12 protein-coding genes and 1 tRNA gene are annotated in these 16,566 nt (G+C 68.2%); 9 read left to right on the top strand and 4 right to left on the bottom strand.

Annotated features, from left to right (window positions below; all coding sequences use genetic code 11):
* Positions 1 to 277 precede the first annotated feature (277 nt).
* The 3 genes from gltB (at position 278) to pyk (ending at position 8,002) form a co-directional block, all read left to right on the top strand.
* Positions 278 to 4,756 (top strand): glutamate synthase large subunit, encoded by a 4,479-nt coding sequence (gene gltB, locus HD557_RS16405; protein ID WP_231380327.1) that lies wholly within the window; start codon positions 278 to 280, stop codon positions 4,754 to 4,756.
* Complete coding sequence (locus HD557_RS16400) at positions 4,749 to 6,215, top strand: glutamate synthase subunit beta (protein ID WP_196874666.1); 1,467 nt, start codon at positions 4,749 to 4,751, stop codon at positions 6,213 to 6,215. Before gltB ends, HD557_RS16400 begins: the two co-directional genes overlap by 8 nt.
* Before the next feature lie 317 nt (positions 6,216 to 6,532).
* Positions 6,533 to 8,002, top strand: coding sequence for a pyruvate kinase (gene pyk / locus HD557_RS16395; protein WP_008362950.1), 1,470 nt, complete (start codon positions 6,533 to 6,535; stop codon positions 8,000 to 8,002).
* Here the strand turns inward: pyk and HD557_RS16390 are convergent.
* Both HD557_RS16390 and HD557_RS16385 read right to left on the bottom strand, forming a co-directional pair.
* Entirely contained in the window at positions 7,999 to 8,742 is a 744-nt protein-coding gene (locus HD557_RS16390; protein WP_196874665.1) for a helix-turn-helix domain-containing protein, read from the bottom strand. The two genes, pyk and HD557_RS16390, sit on opposite strands and share 4 nt — an antisense overlap.
* Positions 8,743 to 8,795: 53 nt before the next feature.
* Positions 8,796 to 8,871, bottom strand: a tRNA-Leu gene (locus tag HD557_RS16385).
* A 92-nt stretch (positions 8,872 to 8,963) separates the two neighbouring features.
* Here HD557_RS16385 and HD557_RS16380 point away from each other — a divergent pair.
* From HD557_RS16380 to HD557_RS16360, 5 genes are all read left to right on the top strand, one after another.
* Positions 8,964 to 9,593 (top strand): ANTAR domain-containing response regulator, encoded by a 630-nt coding sequence (locus tag HD557_RS16380; RefSeq protein ID WP_008362948.1) that lies wholly within the window; start codon positions 8,964 to 8,966, stop codon positions 9,591 to 9,593.
* A 167-nt stretch (positions 9,594 to 9,760) separates the two neighbouring features.
* The gene (locus HD557_RS16375) at positions 9,761 to 11,101 is read left to right on the top strand and encodes an ABC transporter permease subunit (RefSeq protein ID WP_196874664.1); all 1,341 of its coding nucleotides are present in this window, start codon (positions 9,761 to 9,763) and stop codon (positions 11,099 to 11,101) included.
* Positions 11,102 to 11,109: 8 nt separating this feature from the next.
* Entirely contained in the window at positions 11,110 to 12,102 is a 993-nt protein-coding gene (locus tag HD557_RS16370) for a branched-chain amino acid ABC transporter permease (protein WP_008362946.1), read from the top strand.
* Between the two features lies 1 nt (position 12,103).
* Positions 12,104 to 13,045 carry an ABC transporter ATP-binding protein gene (locus HD557_RS16365; protein WP_196874663.1) on the top strand — a complete coding sequence of 314 codons (942 nt, stop codon included), beginning with the start codon at positions 12,104 to 12,106 and terminating at the stop codon, positions 13,043 to 13,045.
* Entirely contained in the window at positions 13,042 to 13,821 is a 780-nt protein-coding gene (locus HD557_RS16360) for an ABC transporter ATP-binding protein (protein WP_008362944.1), read from the top strand. Before HD557_RS16365 ends, HD557_RS16360 begins: the two co-directional genes overlap by 4 nt.
* A gap of 76 nt (positions 13,822 to 13,897) precedes the next feature.
* Here HD557_RS16360 and HD557_RS16355 read toward each other — a convergent pair whose 3' ends face one another.
* On the bottom strand, positions 13,898 to 14,491 hold the full coding sequence (locus HD557_RS16355) for a GNAT family N-acetyltransferase (RefSeq protein ID WP_196874662.1): 594 nt from the start codon (positions 14,489 to 14,491) through the stop codon (positions 13,898 to 13,900).
* Between the two features lie 309 nt (positions 14,492 to 14,800).
* Here HD557_RS16355 and HD557_RS16350 point away from each other — a divergent pair, with 309 nt between their 5' ends.
* On the top strand, positions 14,801 to 16,045 hold the full coding sequence (locus HD557_RS16350) for an ABC transporter substrate-binding protein (RefSeq protein WP_231380326.1): 1,245 nt from the start codon (positions 14,801 to 14,803) through the stop codon (positions 16,043 to 16,045).
* Between the two features lie 51 nt (positions 16,046 to 16,096).
* Here HD557_RS16350 and HD557_RS16345 read toward each other — a convergent pair whose 3' ends face one another.
* Positions 16,097 to 16,549, bottom strand: a complete 453-nt coding sequence (locus HD557_RS16345; protein ID WP_196874660.1) for a hotdog fold thioesterase — start codon at positions 16,547 to 16,549, stop codon at positions 16,097 to 16,099.
* Positions 16,550 to 16,566 lie beyond the last annotated feature (17 nt).

The following is a 16,566-nucleotide window of genomic DNA, read 5'->3' as shown; positions in this document are numbered from 1 at the left end:
TGACACAGTGGTAACCTAGCCGCACTCGCGCGGGCCAACGCTGTCCCCTGCAGATTGCCAGTTTCATCCCCGCAAGGGCGCGCGCACCTGTCGCAGACATCCCCCGCTCCGGACCCGACTCGAAGCAGAGTCGAAAATCCGGGGCTATTGGGCTGCGTCGGATGGTGCGTGCCCGAGCCCGGACAGACGGGAGATCCCGGTGCCGTACGAGCACTCGTATCCATCCCCCCAGGGCCTCTATGACCCTCGGTTCGAGAAGGACGCCTGCGGCGTCGCCATGGTTGCGACGCTGACCGGTGTGGCCAGCCACGACATCGTGAAGCAGGGCATCCGTGCCCTGGTGAATCTCGACCACCGCGGCGCCGCCGGCGCCGAGACCAACTCTGGCGACGGCGCAGGGATCCTGCTGCAGGTCCCCGACGCCTTCCTGCGTGAGGTCGTCGACTTCGACCTTCCGGCCGAGCGTGCCTACGCCGTCGGCACCGCCTTCATCCCGGGCGACGTCGACCAGGTCGAGCGCACCACGAAGCTGGTCGAGGACATCGCGACCGAGGAGGGCCTCGAGGTCCTCGGCTGGCGTGACGTACCGGTCAACCCGGACTCCCTCGGCGCCACCGCGAAGGCGGTCATGCCGACCTTCCGTCAGCTCTTCGTCGCCGGTGCCAAGCAGCGCGTGACCGGCCTGGCCCTGGAGCGGCTGGCCTTCTGCCTGCGCAAGCGCGCGGAGAAGGAGACCGACGTCTACTTCCCGTCGCTGTCGAGCCGCACCATCGTCTACAAGGGCATGCTCACCACGCCCCAGCTGGCCGAGGTCTTCCCCGACCTGGTCGACGAGCGGGTCGCCTCCGCGATCGCCGTCGTCCACAGCCGGTTCTCGACCAACACCTTCCCGAGCTGGCCGCTGAGCCACCCGTTCCGGTTCATCGCCCACAACGGCGAGATCAACACCGTGATGGGCAACCGCAACTGGATGAAGGCGCGCGAGGCGCTGCTCGAGTCCGAGCTGATCCCGGGCGACCTCGAGCGGCTCTTCCCGATCTGCACCGAGGGCGCCTCCGACTCGGCCTCCTTCGACGAGGTCCTCGAGCTCCTCCACCTGGCCGGCCGCAGCCTGCCGCACGCCATGCTGATGATGATCCCGGAGGCATGGGAGAAGCACGAGGAGATGGACCCGGCCCGCAAGGCCTTCTACGAGTTCCACTCGAGCCTGATGGAGCCCTGGGACGGCCCGGCGAGCGTCGTGTTCACCGACGGCACCCAGATCGGCGCGGTCCTCGACCGCAACGGCCTGCGTCCCTCCCGCTACTGGGTCACCGAGGACGGCCTGGTCGTGCTCGGCTCCGAGGCCGGAGTGCTCGACGACATCGACCCCGCCACCGTGGTCCGCAAGGGCCGCGTCCAGCCGGGCAAGATGTTCCTGGTCGACACCGCGGAGCACCGCATCATCGAGGACGACGAGATCAAGTCCGAGCTCGCCGCGGAGCACCCCTACGACGAGTGGCTCCACGCCGGTCTCGTACGCCTCGAGGACATCCCCGAGCGCGAGCACATCGTCCACACGCACGCGAGCGTGACCCGCCGCCAGCAGGTCTTCGGCTACACCGAGGAGGAGCTCCGCATCCTGCTCGCGCCGATGGCCAACACCGGCGCCGAGCCGATCGGCTCGATGGGCACCGACAGCCCGATCGCCGCGCTGAGCGACAAGCCGCGGATGCTGTTCGACTACTTCGCCCAGCTCTTCGCGCAGGTCACCAACCCGCCGCTGGACGCGATCCGCGAGGAGCTCGTCACCAGCCTCAACGGCACCATCGGAGCCGAGTCCAACCTGCTCAGCCCCGGACCGGCCTCGTGCCGCCAGATCGTGCTGCCGTTCCCGGTCATCTCCAACGACGACCTGGCCAAGATCCGTCACATCAACCGTGACGGCGACATGCCCGGCTTCGCGGTCCACGTCGTCCGCGGCCTCTACGAGGTCGACGGCGGCGCGGAGGCTCTCCGCACCCGTCTGGACGAGATCTCCGCCGAGGTCTCCCAGGCGATCGAGGACGGCGCCCGGATCATCGTCCTCTCCGACCGCCACTCCACCCAGGAGATGGCGCCGATCCCGTCGCTGCTGCTCACCGGCGCCGTCCACCACCACCTGGTCCGCGAGCGCACCCGCTCGCAGGTCGGCCTGCTGGTCGAGGCCGGCGACGTACGCGAGGTCCACCACGTCGCCCTGCTGATCGGCTACGGCGCCTCTGCGGTCAACCCCTACCTGGCGGTCGAGTCCGTCGAGGACCTCGCCTACGAGGGCTACTACGTGAAGGCCGACGCCGAGAAGGCGATGGCCAACACGATCAAGGCGCTCGGCAAGGGTGTCCTCAAGGTGATGTCGAAGATCGGCGTCTCCACGGTCGCCTCCTACACCGGCGCGCAGATCTTCGAGGCCGTCGGCCTCTCGAAGGAGGTCGTGGACCGCTACTTCACCGGCACCACCTCCAAGCTCGGCGGCATCGGCCTCGACGTGATCGCCGAGGAGGTCGCCAAGCGGCACGCCACCGCCTACCCGCGCGACGGCGTCGCCAACGCCCACCGCGCGCTGCCCATCGGCGGCGAGTACCAGTGGCGCCGCGAGGGTGAGCCGCACCTGTTCGACCCGGAGACGGTCTTCCGCCTCCAGCACGCCACCCGCAGCGGCCGCTACGACGTGTTCAAGCAGTACACCGACCGCGTCAACGAGCAGTCCGAGCGGCTGATGACGCTGCGCGGGCTCTTCAAGCTCAAGAGCGCCGAGGAGCTGGGCCGCGAGAAGATCTCGATCGACGAGGTCGAGCCCGTCGAGTCGATCGTCAAGCGCTTCTCCACCGGCGCGATGTCGTACGGCTCGATCTCCAAGGAGGCCCACGAGACGCTCGCCATCGCGATGAACATCCTCGGTGGCAAGTCCAACACCGGCGAGGGCGGCGAGGACCCCGAGCGCCTCTACGACCCCGAGCGGCGCTCCTCGATCAAGCAGGTCGCCTCCGGTCGCTTCGGCGTCACGAGCGAATACCTGACCAACGCCGACGACATCCAGATCAAGATGGCCCAGGGCGCCAAGCCCGGTGAGGGTGGTCAGCTGCCGGGTCACAAGGTCTACCCGTGGGTGGCCAAGACCCGTCACTCGACGCCCGGCGTGGGGCTCATCTCCCCGCCGCCGCACCACGACATCTACTCGATCGAGGATCTCGCCCAGCTGATCCACGACCTGAAGAACGCCAACCCGAGCGCTCGCGTCCACGTGAAGCTCGTGGCCGAGGTCGGCGTCGGCACCGTCGCCGCGGGTGTCTCCAAGGCCCACGCCGACGTGGTCCTGATCTCCGGTCACGACGGCGGCACCGGTGCCTCCCCGCTCACCTCGCTCAAGCACGCGGGTGGCCCGTGGGAGCTCGGCCTCGCCGAGGCGCAGCAGACGCTGCTCCTCAACGGCCTGCGCGACCGGATCGTGGTGCAGACCGACGGCCAGCTCAAGACCGGTCGTGACGTGGTCATCGCCGCGCTGCTCGGCGCCGAGGAGTTCGGCTTCGCCACCGCGCCGCTGGTCGTCTCCGGCTGCGTGATGATGCGGGTCTGCCACCTCGACACCTGCCCGGTCGGCGTCGCCACCCAGAACCCGGTCCTGCGCGAGCGGTTCACCGGCAAGGCGGAGTACGTCGTCAACTTCATGCGCTACATCGCCGAGGAGGTCCGCGAGCTCCTCGCCGAGCTGGGCTTCCGCAGCATCGACGAGGCCGTCGGCCACGCCGAGGCGCTCGACGCCCGCGACGCGATCGACCACTGGAAGGCCTCCGGGCTCGACCTCTCGCCGATCTTCACCCGGGTGGAGTCGCCGCAGCAGTTCGCCGACCAGGACCTCTACAACACCAAGGGCCAGGACCACGGCCTGGAGAAGTCCCTGGACGTCAACGAGCTGCTGCCGCTCGCGGCCCCGGCTCTCGAGCGCGGCGAGCCCGTGCGCGCCCAGCTGCCGATCCGCAACGTCAACCGCACCGTCGGCACGATCCTCGGTCACGAGATCACCAAGCGCTACCGCGGTGAGGGCCTGCCCGAGGGCACGATCGACATCACCTTCACCGGCTCCGCGGGCCAGTCCTTCGGCGCGTTCATCCCCAAGGGGCTGACGCTGCGCCTGGAGGGCGACGCCAACGACTACGTCGGCAAGGGCCTCTCCGGCGGCCGCGTGGTCATCCGCCCGGAGCGTACGGCCGGGTTCAAGGCCGAGGAGCACATCATCGCCGGCAACACGCTGGCCTACGGCGCCACCAGCGGACGGATCCACATCCGCGGCGGCGTGGGGGAGCGGGCCGCGGTCCGCAACTCCGGTGCCAGCATCGTCACCGAGGGTGTCGGCGACCACGGCTGCGAGTACATGACCGGTGGTCGTGTCGTCGTGCTCGGCCCGACCGGGCGCAACTTCGCGGCCGGCATGTCCGGTGGCATCGCCTGGGTCCTCGACTTCGAGGGGCAGCGGCTCAACGGCGAGCTGGTCGACGCCACCGGTGTCGAGGAGAAGTACGCCGCCGAGCTCGAGCAGCTGGTGCGCGACCACCTCGAGGAGACCGGCTCGGCCGTCGCCGAGGCGCTCCTGGCCGACTGGCCGAACTCTCTGACCCGCTTCACGCAGGTCATGCCCAGCGACTACAAGCGCGTGCTCGAAGCCCAGGAGGAGGCCCTCGAGGAGGGTCTCGACGAGGACGAGGCCGCAGCTCGGATTATGGAGGTCCTCCATGGCTGACCCGAAGGGTTTTCTGAAGAACGGTCGCGAGGTTGCGACCCGTCGTCCCGTCGACGAGCGGGTCAAGGACTGGCACGAGGTCTACCCGGGCAAGATCGGCAAGACCCTGCTGCCGATCATCAACACCCAGGCCTCGCGCTGCATGGACTGCGGCATCCCGTTCTGCCACCAGGGCTGCCCGCTCGGCAACATCATCCCCGAGTGGAACGACCTGGTCTGGCGCAACGACTGGGAGGGCGCCTCGGAGCGTCTGCACGCGACCAACAACTTCCCCGAGTTCACCGGCCGGCTCTGCCCGGCTCCGTGCGAGGCCGCCTGCGTCCTGGGAATCAACCAGCCCGCGGTGACGATCAAGAACATCGAGGTCTCGATCATCGACAAGGCCTGGGACTCGGGCTTCGTCAAGCCGCAGCCGCCCGAGTGGCTCTCCGGCAAGGCGGTCGCCGTCATCGGCTCCGGGCCCGCGGGCCTGGCCGCTGCCCAGCAGCTCACCCGGTCGGGCCACACCGTGGCCGTCTACGAGCGGGCCGACAAGATCGGCGGGCTGCTGCGCTACGGCATCCCGGAGTTCAAGATGGAGAAGTCGCAGGTCGACCAGCGCCTGGCGCAGATGCGCCGTGAGGGCACGGTCTTCCGGCCGGGCGTGAACGTCGGCACCGACATCACCGGCGCGCAGCTCCGGGACCGCTACGACGCCATCGTGCTGGCCAACGGCTCGACCGTCGGCCGCGACCTGCCGGTCCCCGGGCGCGAGCTCGACGGGATCCACCAGGCGATGGAGTACCTCCCGCAGTCCAACCGGGCCTCGCTCGGCGAGGCGGTCCCCGACCAGATCCTGGCCGAGGGCAAGCACGTCGTCATCATCGGTGGCGGTGACACCGGCGCCGACTGCCTCGGCACCGCGATCCGCCAGGGCGCCGAGTCGATCACCCAGCTGGAGATCATGCCGCGTCCGCCGGAGGAGCGCCCCGACGGCCAGCCGTGGCCGACCTACCCGATGACCTATCGGGTGGCCTCCGCGCACGAGGAGGGTGGCGAGCGGGTCTACTCGGTGTCCACCAAGGAGTTCCTCGGCACCGAGGACGGCCGCGTACGCGCCCTGAAGCTCGTCGAGGTCGAGTTCATCGACGGCAAGCTGACCGAGAAGGAGGGGACCGAGAAGGAGATCCCCGCCGACCTGGTCCTGCTGGCGATGGGCTTCACCGGCCCGGAGAAGGACGGCCTCCTCACCCAGCTGGGTGTGGAGTACGACGCCCGCGGCAACGTCGCCCGCGACGACTCCTTCGCCACCTCCGTCCCCGGCGTGTACGTCGCCGGTGACGCGGGTCGCGGGCAGTCGCTGATCGTGTGGGCGATCGCCGAGGGCCGCGCCGCCGCGGCCGCGGTCGACACCTACCTGACCGGCTCGACCAACCTGCCGGCGCCGATCCGTCCGACGGACCGGCAGCTGACCGTCTGAGGCCGACAGGCCTAGGCACAACGGCGTGCCGACCACTGGCCCGGCACCCCCACCTCGGGGGTGTCGGGCCAGTCGGGTCTCAGCCCTCGGATCGGATGATCCGACAGAGTTCGTACACACTTGTGGCGACGAGTTTGTGGCACACGTGCATTGCCCGCGTCTGCGGTGAACCGCTAGCTGCCGGCGACCTCGCGCGTGGCCCAGCGTGGAGGGACGACACCTGACTCCGAGCAGGGCGTAAACATTGAACGAACGGCCTGATCAGGACGTGGTCCGGGTGCTGGTTTGAACGATCCAGAGGGGTAGTCTGGGCTCCCGTGAGAAGAGCGAAGATCGTCTGCACCCTGGGACCCGCCGTCGGGACGGAGCGTCGCATCCGCGAGCTCGTCTACGCAGGCATGGACGTGGCCCGGATGAACATGAGCCATGGGTCCCACGACGACCACTCCAGCAACTACGCGCTGGTGCGGGAGGCGGCTGCGGCGAGCGGGCACAGCGTCGGCATCTTCGCCGACCTGCAGGGGCCCAAGATCCGCCTGGAGCGCTTCGAGGAGGGGTCGACCACCCTGCACCGGGGTCAGGCCTGGACCATCACCACGCGGGACGTGACCGGCACCGACAAGATCTGCGGGACGACCTACAAGGGCCTTCCAGGCGACGTGAAGGTAGGCGACCCGATCCTGATCGACGACGGCAAGCTGCGCCTGCGGGTCACCGCCGTCGACGACACCGACGTCCACACCGAGGTCCTGGTCGGCGGACCGGTCTCCAACAACAAGGGCATCAACCTGCCCGGCGTCGCGGTCTCCGTCCCGGCCCTGTCCGAGAAGGACGAGGAGGACCTGCGCTTCGCCCTCAAGCTCGGCGTCGACATGGTTGCGCTCAGCTTTGTGCGCAACGCGAAGGACTACGAGGACGTTCGCAAGATCATGGACGAGGAGGGGCGTGTCGTCCCGGTCATCGCCAAGATCGAGAAGCCGCAGGCGATCGACAACCTCGACGAGGTGATCGCCGCCTTCGACATGTTCATGGTCGCCCGTGGTGACCTCGGCGTGGAGTGCCCGCTCGAGGAGGTGCCGTTCCTGCAGAAGCGGATCATCGAGCTGGCCCGCCTCAACGCCAAGCCGGTCATCGTCGCCACCCAGATGCTCGACTCGATGATCTCCAACCCGGCGCCCACCCGCGCCGAGGCCAACGACGTCGCCAACGCCGTCCTCGACGGCGCCGACGCGGTGATGCTCTCCGCCGAGACGAGCGTCGGCGACTATCCGATCCACACGGTCGAGACGATGGCGCGCATCATCGCCGCCACCGAGCGCCACGCCTTCTCCCGCGACGGCTCCGCCGCCGCCGAGCTGAGCCGTATCGACTGGGACCCGCACACCCGCTCCGGCGTCATCGCCAAGGCCGCCGCCGAGGTCGCCGACCGGGTCGGCGCCAAATACCTGGTCGCCTTCACCACCTCCGGCGACTCCGCCCGCCGCCTCTCCCGGCTGCGCGGCTCGATCCCGCTGCTCGCCTTCACCCCCTCCGATGCCGTACGCAGCCAGCTCGCGCTCAGCTGGGGCACCGAGACCTTCCGCACCGACGAGGTCGAGCACACCGACGAGATGGTCCGCCAGGTCGACGAGAACCTGCTCAAGCTCGGCCGCGTCGAGGAGGGCGAGCTCGTCGTCATCATCGCCGGCTCGCCTCCCGGCATCCCCGGCTCCACCAACGCCCTGCGCATCCACCGCATCGGCGACGCGATCAACGAGGTCGCGCCCGCCTACGAGCGCAAGGGCTAGGTCTTCGGTCCGATCAACGCGTCGAGCGCCGCGACCGCCTCGCGGCGCGAGACGCTGATCGTCTTCCAGGAGGACTGGCGCCACGGGATGCCGGCCAGATCGAGTGCCCAGGTGCACAGGCCGCGGATGTCGTCGGAGTGATTGGTGAACTGCCAGCGTCCGTACTCGTAGCGCTTCTTCTCTCCGGCGACGATCCGGGTCGCCCAGTTCGACACCCGGCACCCGTCAGAATGGAACAGTCCACGGAGGAACGGGCCGGGGTGGGCTGACACGATCTCCTGCTGCCATGGCTCCAGGACGATCTTGCGTTCGTGCTTGCGGCCGGGGCCGTGCTGCGGGAAGAGGCAGGGCAAGTGCTGCCAATTCAGCTGAACGTCCACACAGCCGGGCTTCCTGACGATGAATACGTTGCCGCCCGGCCTGATTCGGCCGAGCAGGTCGACTACGTCGTCGATGATCCGCGGATGGGCTAGGTCGCACGTGATCCGGAGGAAGTAGTAGCGCGCGGCTCTCGCGATGTGGCCGTCGCCGAGGTAGAAACCGAGAAGCGCGGCGTACGCCTCCTGGTCGATCGGACGGTCGTCGCACCGCGGGCAGGCGCCGGGTCGGTTGCGCGGCTCGCAGTCCCTCCACTCACGGATGGTGGATCTTGCGACACCTGTCGCGCGTGCCACAGCCGACAGCGAGTCGCCCTGCCGGAGGAGTGCGAGCGCATTGGCGCGAACACGAGCTGTGTACACGGTCGCAGTCTGCCTGCGACCACCGACATCACGATGGAACGTGCGAACGAATCTGGTGCCCCGAGTCGGATTCGAACCGACACTATACGGTGTTTGAGACCGCCCTCTCTGCCGTTGGAGTACCGGGGCTCTCCGGCCCGCGAGCGGGCCTGGCATTCGCCAAACTTACCGGACCGTGGGCGGAATCACTGCACCGGGACGTGCCCGTGATGGCCTAGTCTGTGCTCGTGACGGAGAGCAACCCCAGCAGCACCCCGGAGAGCCAGGCGCGGCGTACGGTCGTCATCGCGGAGGACGAGGTCCTGATCAGGATGGACCTCAAGGAGATGCTCACCGAGGAGGGTTACGAGGTCGTCGGTGAGGCCGGCGACGGCAAGGCTGCCATCGAGCTGGCCACCGAGCACAGACCCGACCTGGTGATCCTCGACGTGAAGATGCCGGTGCTCGACGGGATCGCGGCGGCAGAGGCGATCGCCCGCGACCGGATCGCGCCGGTCGTCATGCTGACCGCGTTCTCGCAGCGTGACCTGGTGGAACGGGCCCGTGACGCCGGTGCGATGGCCTACCTCGTCAAGCCGTTCAACATCACCGACCTGGTGCCCGCGATCGAGCTGGCGGTGAGCCGCTTCCAGGAGCTCGCCCAGCTCGAGAAGGAGGTCGCCGGTCTGACCGACCGGCTGGAGACCCGCAAGGCCGTCGACCGGGCCAAGGGGATCCTCCAGCAGGGTCTCACCCTGAGCGAGCCCGAGGCGTTCCGCTGGATCCAGAAGACCGCGATGGACCTGCGGCTCTCGATGCGTCAGGTCGCCGAGGGAGTCATCGAGCACGGGGTCAGCGGACCGCGTACCTGAATCCGTGTAAACGGCACGTCACAGATCGGTTGCGGTCTCAGAAGAGGGACAACCTGTGGCTTGTTCGTGGGCGACGTCGGCCTAGACTGCCCGCGCGGATCCGGCGGACCAGCGAGTTCAGCTGGTGTCAGGATCCGTCTTCAGGACACACAGGCAGGAGTACCCACGTGCGCAAGCGGCTCTACAGAGTCCTCGTCGCGCTCATCGGTGCGCTGATGGTGCTGTTGGTAGGGAGCGCGGGTGCCGCACAGGCAACCGACACCCCACCGCCGGATGCCACCGCGATCCAGGTGACGCTTCAGGACGAGGCCAACAAGGATGCCCAAGGCAATCCGAAACCGATCTCGGGAGTGACCCTCGAGGTCAGCAAGGACGGCGAGAAGGCCGGCGAGGGCGTCACCGACGACAAGGGTGTCGCGATCATCGTCGTCGACGAGCTCGGCAAGTACACGGTGACCCTCGACGAGAAGACGCTCCCGGAAGGGACCGTCCTCGACGAGAACACCAAGAACGAGGCCACCGTCACCGTCCGCTTCCAGGGCCCCAACAATCGAGCCATCTTCCCGATCGGTGTCACCGCCGGCGAGCAGTCGAACTTCGCCAAGGACCTCGCCCAGAACCTCCGCGCGGGCATCGTCTTCGCTCTGATCCTGTGTCTGGCCGGCCTCGGCTTCTCGCTGATCTTCGGCACGACCGGCCTGTCCAACTTCGCCCACGGTGAGCTGCTCACCTTCGGCGCCGTGATGGCCTGGAGCTTCGACCAGATCTTCAAGACCGGCGGCCTCGCCTCGGTCTCGGTGATCGTGGCCGGCGTCATCGCGGTCGTCCTCGGTGGTGTCGGTGGCTACGTGCAGGACAAGGTCCTGTGGGGGCCGCTGCGCCGGCGCGGCACCGGCCTGATCGCGATGATGATCATCTCGATCGGCCTGGCGATCTTCCTGCGCTACCTGTTCCAGTACTTCTACGGCTCCTCGACCCGCTCGCTGTCGCAGTACAACGGCCAGCAGCGTGAGCAGCACTGGTACTACCTCGGTCTCTCGCTCGCCGACCGCGAGGCGGTCATCGTCATCATCGCGATCGTCACCATCACCGCGGTCTGCCTGTGGCTGGCCAAGAGCCGGATGGGCAAGGCGATGCGCGCGGTCTCGGACAACCCGGCGCTGGCCGCGTCCTCCGGCCTGCGGGTCGACGGCGTCATCACCAACGCCTGGGTGATCGGTGGGGCCCTGACCGCCCTGGCCGGTGTGCTCTACGCGATGCAGCTGCAGGTCAACAGCTTCATGGGCATGCGGATCCTGCTGGTCATCCTCGCCGCAGTGACCCTGGGTGGTCTCGGCACGATCTGGGGCGCTCTGGTCGGCTCGATGGTGATCGGGCTCGTCTACGAGCTCGGACCGCTGTTCGGCGTACCAACCTCCATTAAGGAGATCGGCCCGCTGCTGATCATGATCGTGATCCTGCTGGTGCGGCCCCAGGGCATCCTGGGTCGCAAAGAGCGGCTCGGGTAGGAGAGACAATGGATATCCTCGACATTCTCCGGGCAGCGCTGCAGCAGGCGCTCGGCCCGCAGGCGATCGTCTTCGCCCTGGCCGCGATCGGCCTCAACATCCACTTCGGCTACACCGGGCTGCTCAACTTCGGCCAGGCCGGGTTCGTCGCGGTGGGTGCGTACGGCCTGGCTGTCTCGGTGGTCACCTTCGATGCCCCGTTCTGGCTCGGCATCGTCATGGCGCTGGTGGCGCCGCTGGTGCTCGCCGTGATCCTGGGTGTGCCGACCCTGCGTCTGCGCGCCGACTATCTGGCGATCGTCACGATCGCCGCGGCCGAGGTGCTGCGGTTCGTCTTCGGCGCCGTGGAGACCAAGGAGACCTTCGGTGGCTCCAACGGGCTCAACGGCTTCGCCAGGCCGTTCCAGGAGGCCAACCCCTACAGCAGCGGCATCGACCTCGGCATCATCTCCTTCGGTCGCAACGACCTGTGGTCCCTGACCGTCGGCTGGATCCTGGTCGCCCTGTGCTGCGTGCTGGTGTGGGCGCTCATGCGCAGCCCGTGGGGACGCGTGCTCCGCTCGATCCGTGAGGACGAGGACGCGGTCCGCTCGCTGGGCAAGAACGTCTTCGCCTACAAGATGCAGGCGCTCGCGCTCGGTGGCGTCATCGGTGGTCTGGGCGGCATGTTCCTGGCGCTCAAGCAGGCCTCGGTCGTGCCGAGCGACTACTCGACGCTGATGACCTTCTACGCCTTCGCCGCGCTGCTGCTCGGTGGTGCCGCCCGGGTGATGGGTCCCGTCGTCGGTTCGGTCCTGTTCTGGTTCCTGATCGCCGGGCTGGGCTCGTTCTTCAGCCAGTCGGCCGGTGAAGGTGGCTGGATCCCGTCGGCGATCATGACCGACACCCAGGCCAGCGTGATCCGCTACATCGTGCTGGGTCTGGCCATCATGCTGCTGATGATCTTCCGACCCCAGGGGATCTTCGGCGACCGTAGGGAGATCGCGATCGATGGACGCTGACATGACTGACCAGACGAACGCAGATAACGCAGAGAACGCCGAGATCAAGACCGGGCCCGCGGGCCTCGTCGGGGTGAGCACCGAGCCGGGCAGCAAGAAGCCCGACCCGATCGTGGTCGCCGACAACATCACGCGTACGTTCGGGGGACTCACCGCCGTCGACGTCGACCACGTCGAGATCCAGCGGGGTGCGATCACCGCGCTGATCGGCCCCAACGGAGCCGGCAAGACGACCTTCTTCAACCTGCTGACGGGCTTCGACCAGCCGAACAGCGGCTCGTGGAGCCTGGAGGGCAAGTCGCTCAAGGGCGTCGCCCCCTACAAGGTGGCCCGTCTCGGGATGGTGCGCACCTTCCAGCTCACCAAGGTGCTGGCGAAGCTCACCGTGATCGAGAACATGCGCCTGGGCGCCACCGGACAGAAGGGCGAGCGGTTCTGGACCGCGCCGTTCAAGTTCCTGTGGGGCAAGCAGGAGGACGAGGTCACCGCGAAGGCCGACGAGCTGCTCGCCCGCTTCCTGCTCGACAAGAAGCGTGAGGACTTCGCCGGGTCGCTCTCCGGCGGCCAGCGCAAGCTGCTGGAGATGGCCCGCGCGCTCATGGTCGACCCGGAGCTGGTCATGCTCGACGAGCCGATGGCGGGGGTGAACCCGGCCCTGAAGCAGTCGCTGCTGGGTCACGTGAAGTCGCTGCGCGACGAGGGCCGCACGGTCCTCTTCGTCGAGCACGACATGGACATGGTCCGTGACATCTCCGACTGGGTCATCGTGATGGCCCAGGGCAAGATCGTCGCGGAGGGCACCCCGGAGTCGGTCATGGCCGACCAGCGTGTCATCGACGCCTATCTCGGGGCCCACCACGACACCGACCTGAGCGAGCTCGACGAAGAGCGGCTCGAGGCCGAGGTCGAGGCCGAGATCGCCCAAGAGGAGGACGCGAAGTGACTTCCACCGATGCGGAGCAGTTCCGCGAGAAGCACCTGAGCGAGGCCGAGGGTGCGGTGCTTCGTGCCGACGGGCTCATCGCCGGCTACCTGCCCGGGGTCAACATCCTCAACGACACCGACCTCTACTGCCAGCCCGGCGAGCTGGTCGGCATCATCGGCCCCAACGGTGCCGGCAAGTCGACGCTGCTCAAGGCGCTCTTCGGTCTGGTCAAGATCCACGAGGGCACGGTCAAGCTCAACGGCGAGGACATCACCGGCAAGCGTGCCGACGAGCTGGTCAGCCGGGGGATCGGGTTCGTCCCGCAGACGAACAACGTCTTCCCGAGCCTGACCATCGAGGAGAACCTCGAGATGGGCTGCTACCAGGCCCCGAAGAAGTTCGCGGAGAGGTTCGACTTCGTCACCGCGATCTTCCCGGCGCTCGGGGAGCGGCGCAAGCAGCGTGCCGGCGGGCTCTCCGGCGGTGAGCGCCAGATGGTCGCGATGGGCCGGGCGCTGATGATGGAGCCGTCGGTCCTGCTGCTGGACGAGCCCTCCGCGGGGCTCTCGCCGGTCATGCAGGACGAGGTCTTCGTCCAGACCCGCAAGATCAACAAGGCCGGCGTCTCGGTCGTGATGGTCGAGCAGAACGCCCGCCGCTGCCTGCAGATCTGCGACCGCGGCTACGTGCTCGACCAGGGCCGCAACGCCTACACCGGCGCCGGCCGTGAGCTCGCCGACGACCCGAAGGTGATCGAGCTCTACCTCGGCACCCTGGGTGCCAAGGAGGACTGAGGGCGTACGTCCCGAACGACCGGGGCCCCGGAGCGTGCTGCTCCGGGGCCCCGGTCGTCTTCTGCCGTCGGGTGGCTCAGGCGACGGTGTGCGAGCGCCGCTGGGAGCGCCGGGCGGCGAGCAGCTCGCCGACGGCGCTGGACTGCTTCGGGCTGCGCTGCAGACGGGCGTGGTGGGGGAGGGCGCGGCCGAGGACGTTGAGGCGGGAGCGTACGACCGCGGTCGGCGCCACCCGCATGACCGCCTGGGCGCCGAGGCCGAGCCGGGCGAGGAACCGGTTGCCGTCACGGCCGCCGGCGGAGGCCGCGGCGGCGATCGTCCTGACCCCGCGCTCTTCCGCGAAGGCGACGGCCGACTCCATCAGCATCCGGCCCACCCCGCGGCGGCGGAAGCTGGGGACGACGTGGGGCGCGAAGATCTGCACGGTCGGCTCCAGGTTGAGCGGACCGAAGGTCGTGGCACACAGGTAGACCGCGCCGACGGGCTCGGTGCCGCACTCGGCGACCAGGAGGCGCTGGTCGGGGGAGGCGTCGGCGCCACGGATGATGGTCTCGAGGTCGCCCAGCTGCTCCTGGGCGTCGGTCATCCGCAGCGAGTCCTGCCAGATGCCGAGGAGGAAGAGCGCGTCGTCGGCTCGAGCCTCCCGCACCGTCACGGGCACCCTGCTCATCGAGTCGGTCCTCCATGGGCGCCGTGCGTACAGATCATCACAATTCCTCCACGATCGTGCCTGTTCCTGGCGGGAATCGGGTTCCCCGAGTGATCATGGGTCACCTCGGCCCCGATGATACGGAGCCGATCATGGCGGCAACCCAGGCAATGATGCCATGGGGGAGATGTAACGGATTGGTGAAAAGACAGGTCCCTCGGGTGATTCGCCTACCGACCGTCTCTAATGTGTCTCCGCAAGGTCCGGCGTGAGCCGGGCCAGCCCATACGAAAGAGGGACAAAGCAGTGAACTCATCATCCTCTACCTGGATGAAGCTGACCGCGGGCGCCGGCGCCTTGGCGCTCAGCTTCACCCTCGCCGCCTGCGGCGGCGAGACCGCTTCCGAGGAGCCGGAGAAGAAGGCTGCCGCCAAGGGCGACGGCACTCTCACCATCGGGCAGCTCCTCCCGCAGACCGGAAGCCTCGCGTTCCTCGGCCCGCCCGAGTTCGCCGGCTCCGACCTGGCGATCCAGGACATCAACGCCGCCGGTGGTGTGCTCGGCAAGGACGTCGTGTCCGTCGTGGCCGACTCCGGTGACACGACCTCCGCGATCGCTCCGGCCGAGGCCGACAAGCTCATCGACGCCAAGTCCGACGTGATCGTCGGTACGGCCTCCTCGGGCGTGTCGATGACCGTGATCGACAAGATCATGTCGTCCGGCACCGTGATGTTCTCGCCGGCCAACACCTCGACCGAGTTCGACGAGGGTGACTTCGCCAAGCCGGACCTCTACTTCCGCACGGCTCCGTCCGACATCCTGCAGGGCGCCGTCATGGCCAACCTGCTGCTCGAGGACAAGCGCACCAACGTCGCGATCCTGGCCCGCCAGGACGCCTACGGTGAGACGCTCGCCGAGGAGGTCAAGGCCAACCTCGAGGGTGCCGGCTCCAAGGTCGCCACCACGGCGTTCTACTCCGAGGACGCCACCTCGTTCGACGCCCAGATCAACGAGATCGCCGGTGCCGGCGCGGACGCGGTCGTCGTGATCGCGTTCGAGGAGACCAAGAAGCTCATCCCGCAGCTCATCGCCGCGGGTGCCGGTCCCTCGAAGCTGCCGACCTACTTCGTCGACGGCAACCTGTCGGACTACTCCAAGGACTTCACCAAGGGTGAGCTCAAGGGCGTCAAGGGCACCCTGCCCGGCGCCGAGACCACCGGTGACTTCAAGGAGCAGCTCCTCAAGGTCGACCCGAAGCTGGCCGACTACTCCTACGCCGCCGAGTCCTACGACGCCACCATCGTCTCCGCGCTGGCTGCGGTGAAGGCCGACAGCGACGCGGGCGAGGCCATCGCCAAGGAGATCGTCGACATCACCACCGGTGGTGAGAAGTGCGAGACGTACGCCGACTGCGTCAAGCTCATCGAGGACGGCAAGGACATCGACTACGACGGCAAGTCCGGCCCGATCGAGCTCGGCGAGACCGGTAGCCCGACCGCCGCGTCCATCGGTATCTACCAGTACAACGACAAGGCGACCTACGCGCCCGTCAAGTACATCGCTGGCGAGGTCTGATCCAGCCGACGAGGGGCCCCGGAGCGACACGCTCCGGGGCTCTTTCGCGTATCAGTTCGAGATCTGCGGGGCGGCGATCAGCGCGCAGGTGATCCGCGAGGTGCAGACCCGCTTGCCGCGCTCGTCGGTGATCACGATCTCGTACGCCGCGGAGTTCCGCCCCAGGTGGATCGCGGTCGCGGTGCCGGTCACGACGCCGGATGTCGCCGAGCGGTGGTGGGTGGCGTTGATGTCCACGCCGACGGCGATCTTGCTCAGCGAGTGGCCGTGGATGCCGGAGCCGATCGAGCCGAGGGTCTCGGCGAGGACGACCGAGGCGCCGCCGTGGAGCAGACCGTAGGGCTGGGTGTTGCCGTCGACCGGCATCGTGCCGACGACCTTCTCTGCCGAGATCTCGAGGATCTCGACGCCCATCTTCTCGTTGAGTGCGCCCGCGCCCTGGGGGAGCGACCCGACGAACTTCGCGATCTCGGCGGGGTCGGTGGTGTGGAGTGCATCGGTCATGGATGCATGTTCGCACG

Source organism: Nocardioides luteus (assembly GCF_015752315.1).
Classification (GTDB): Bacteria; Actinomycetota; Actinomycetes; order Propionibacteriales; family Nocardioidaceae; genus Nocardioides.
Note: the sequence above shows the minus strand (reverse complement) of the source record. Positions and strands in the feature narration are given on the sequence as shown.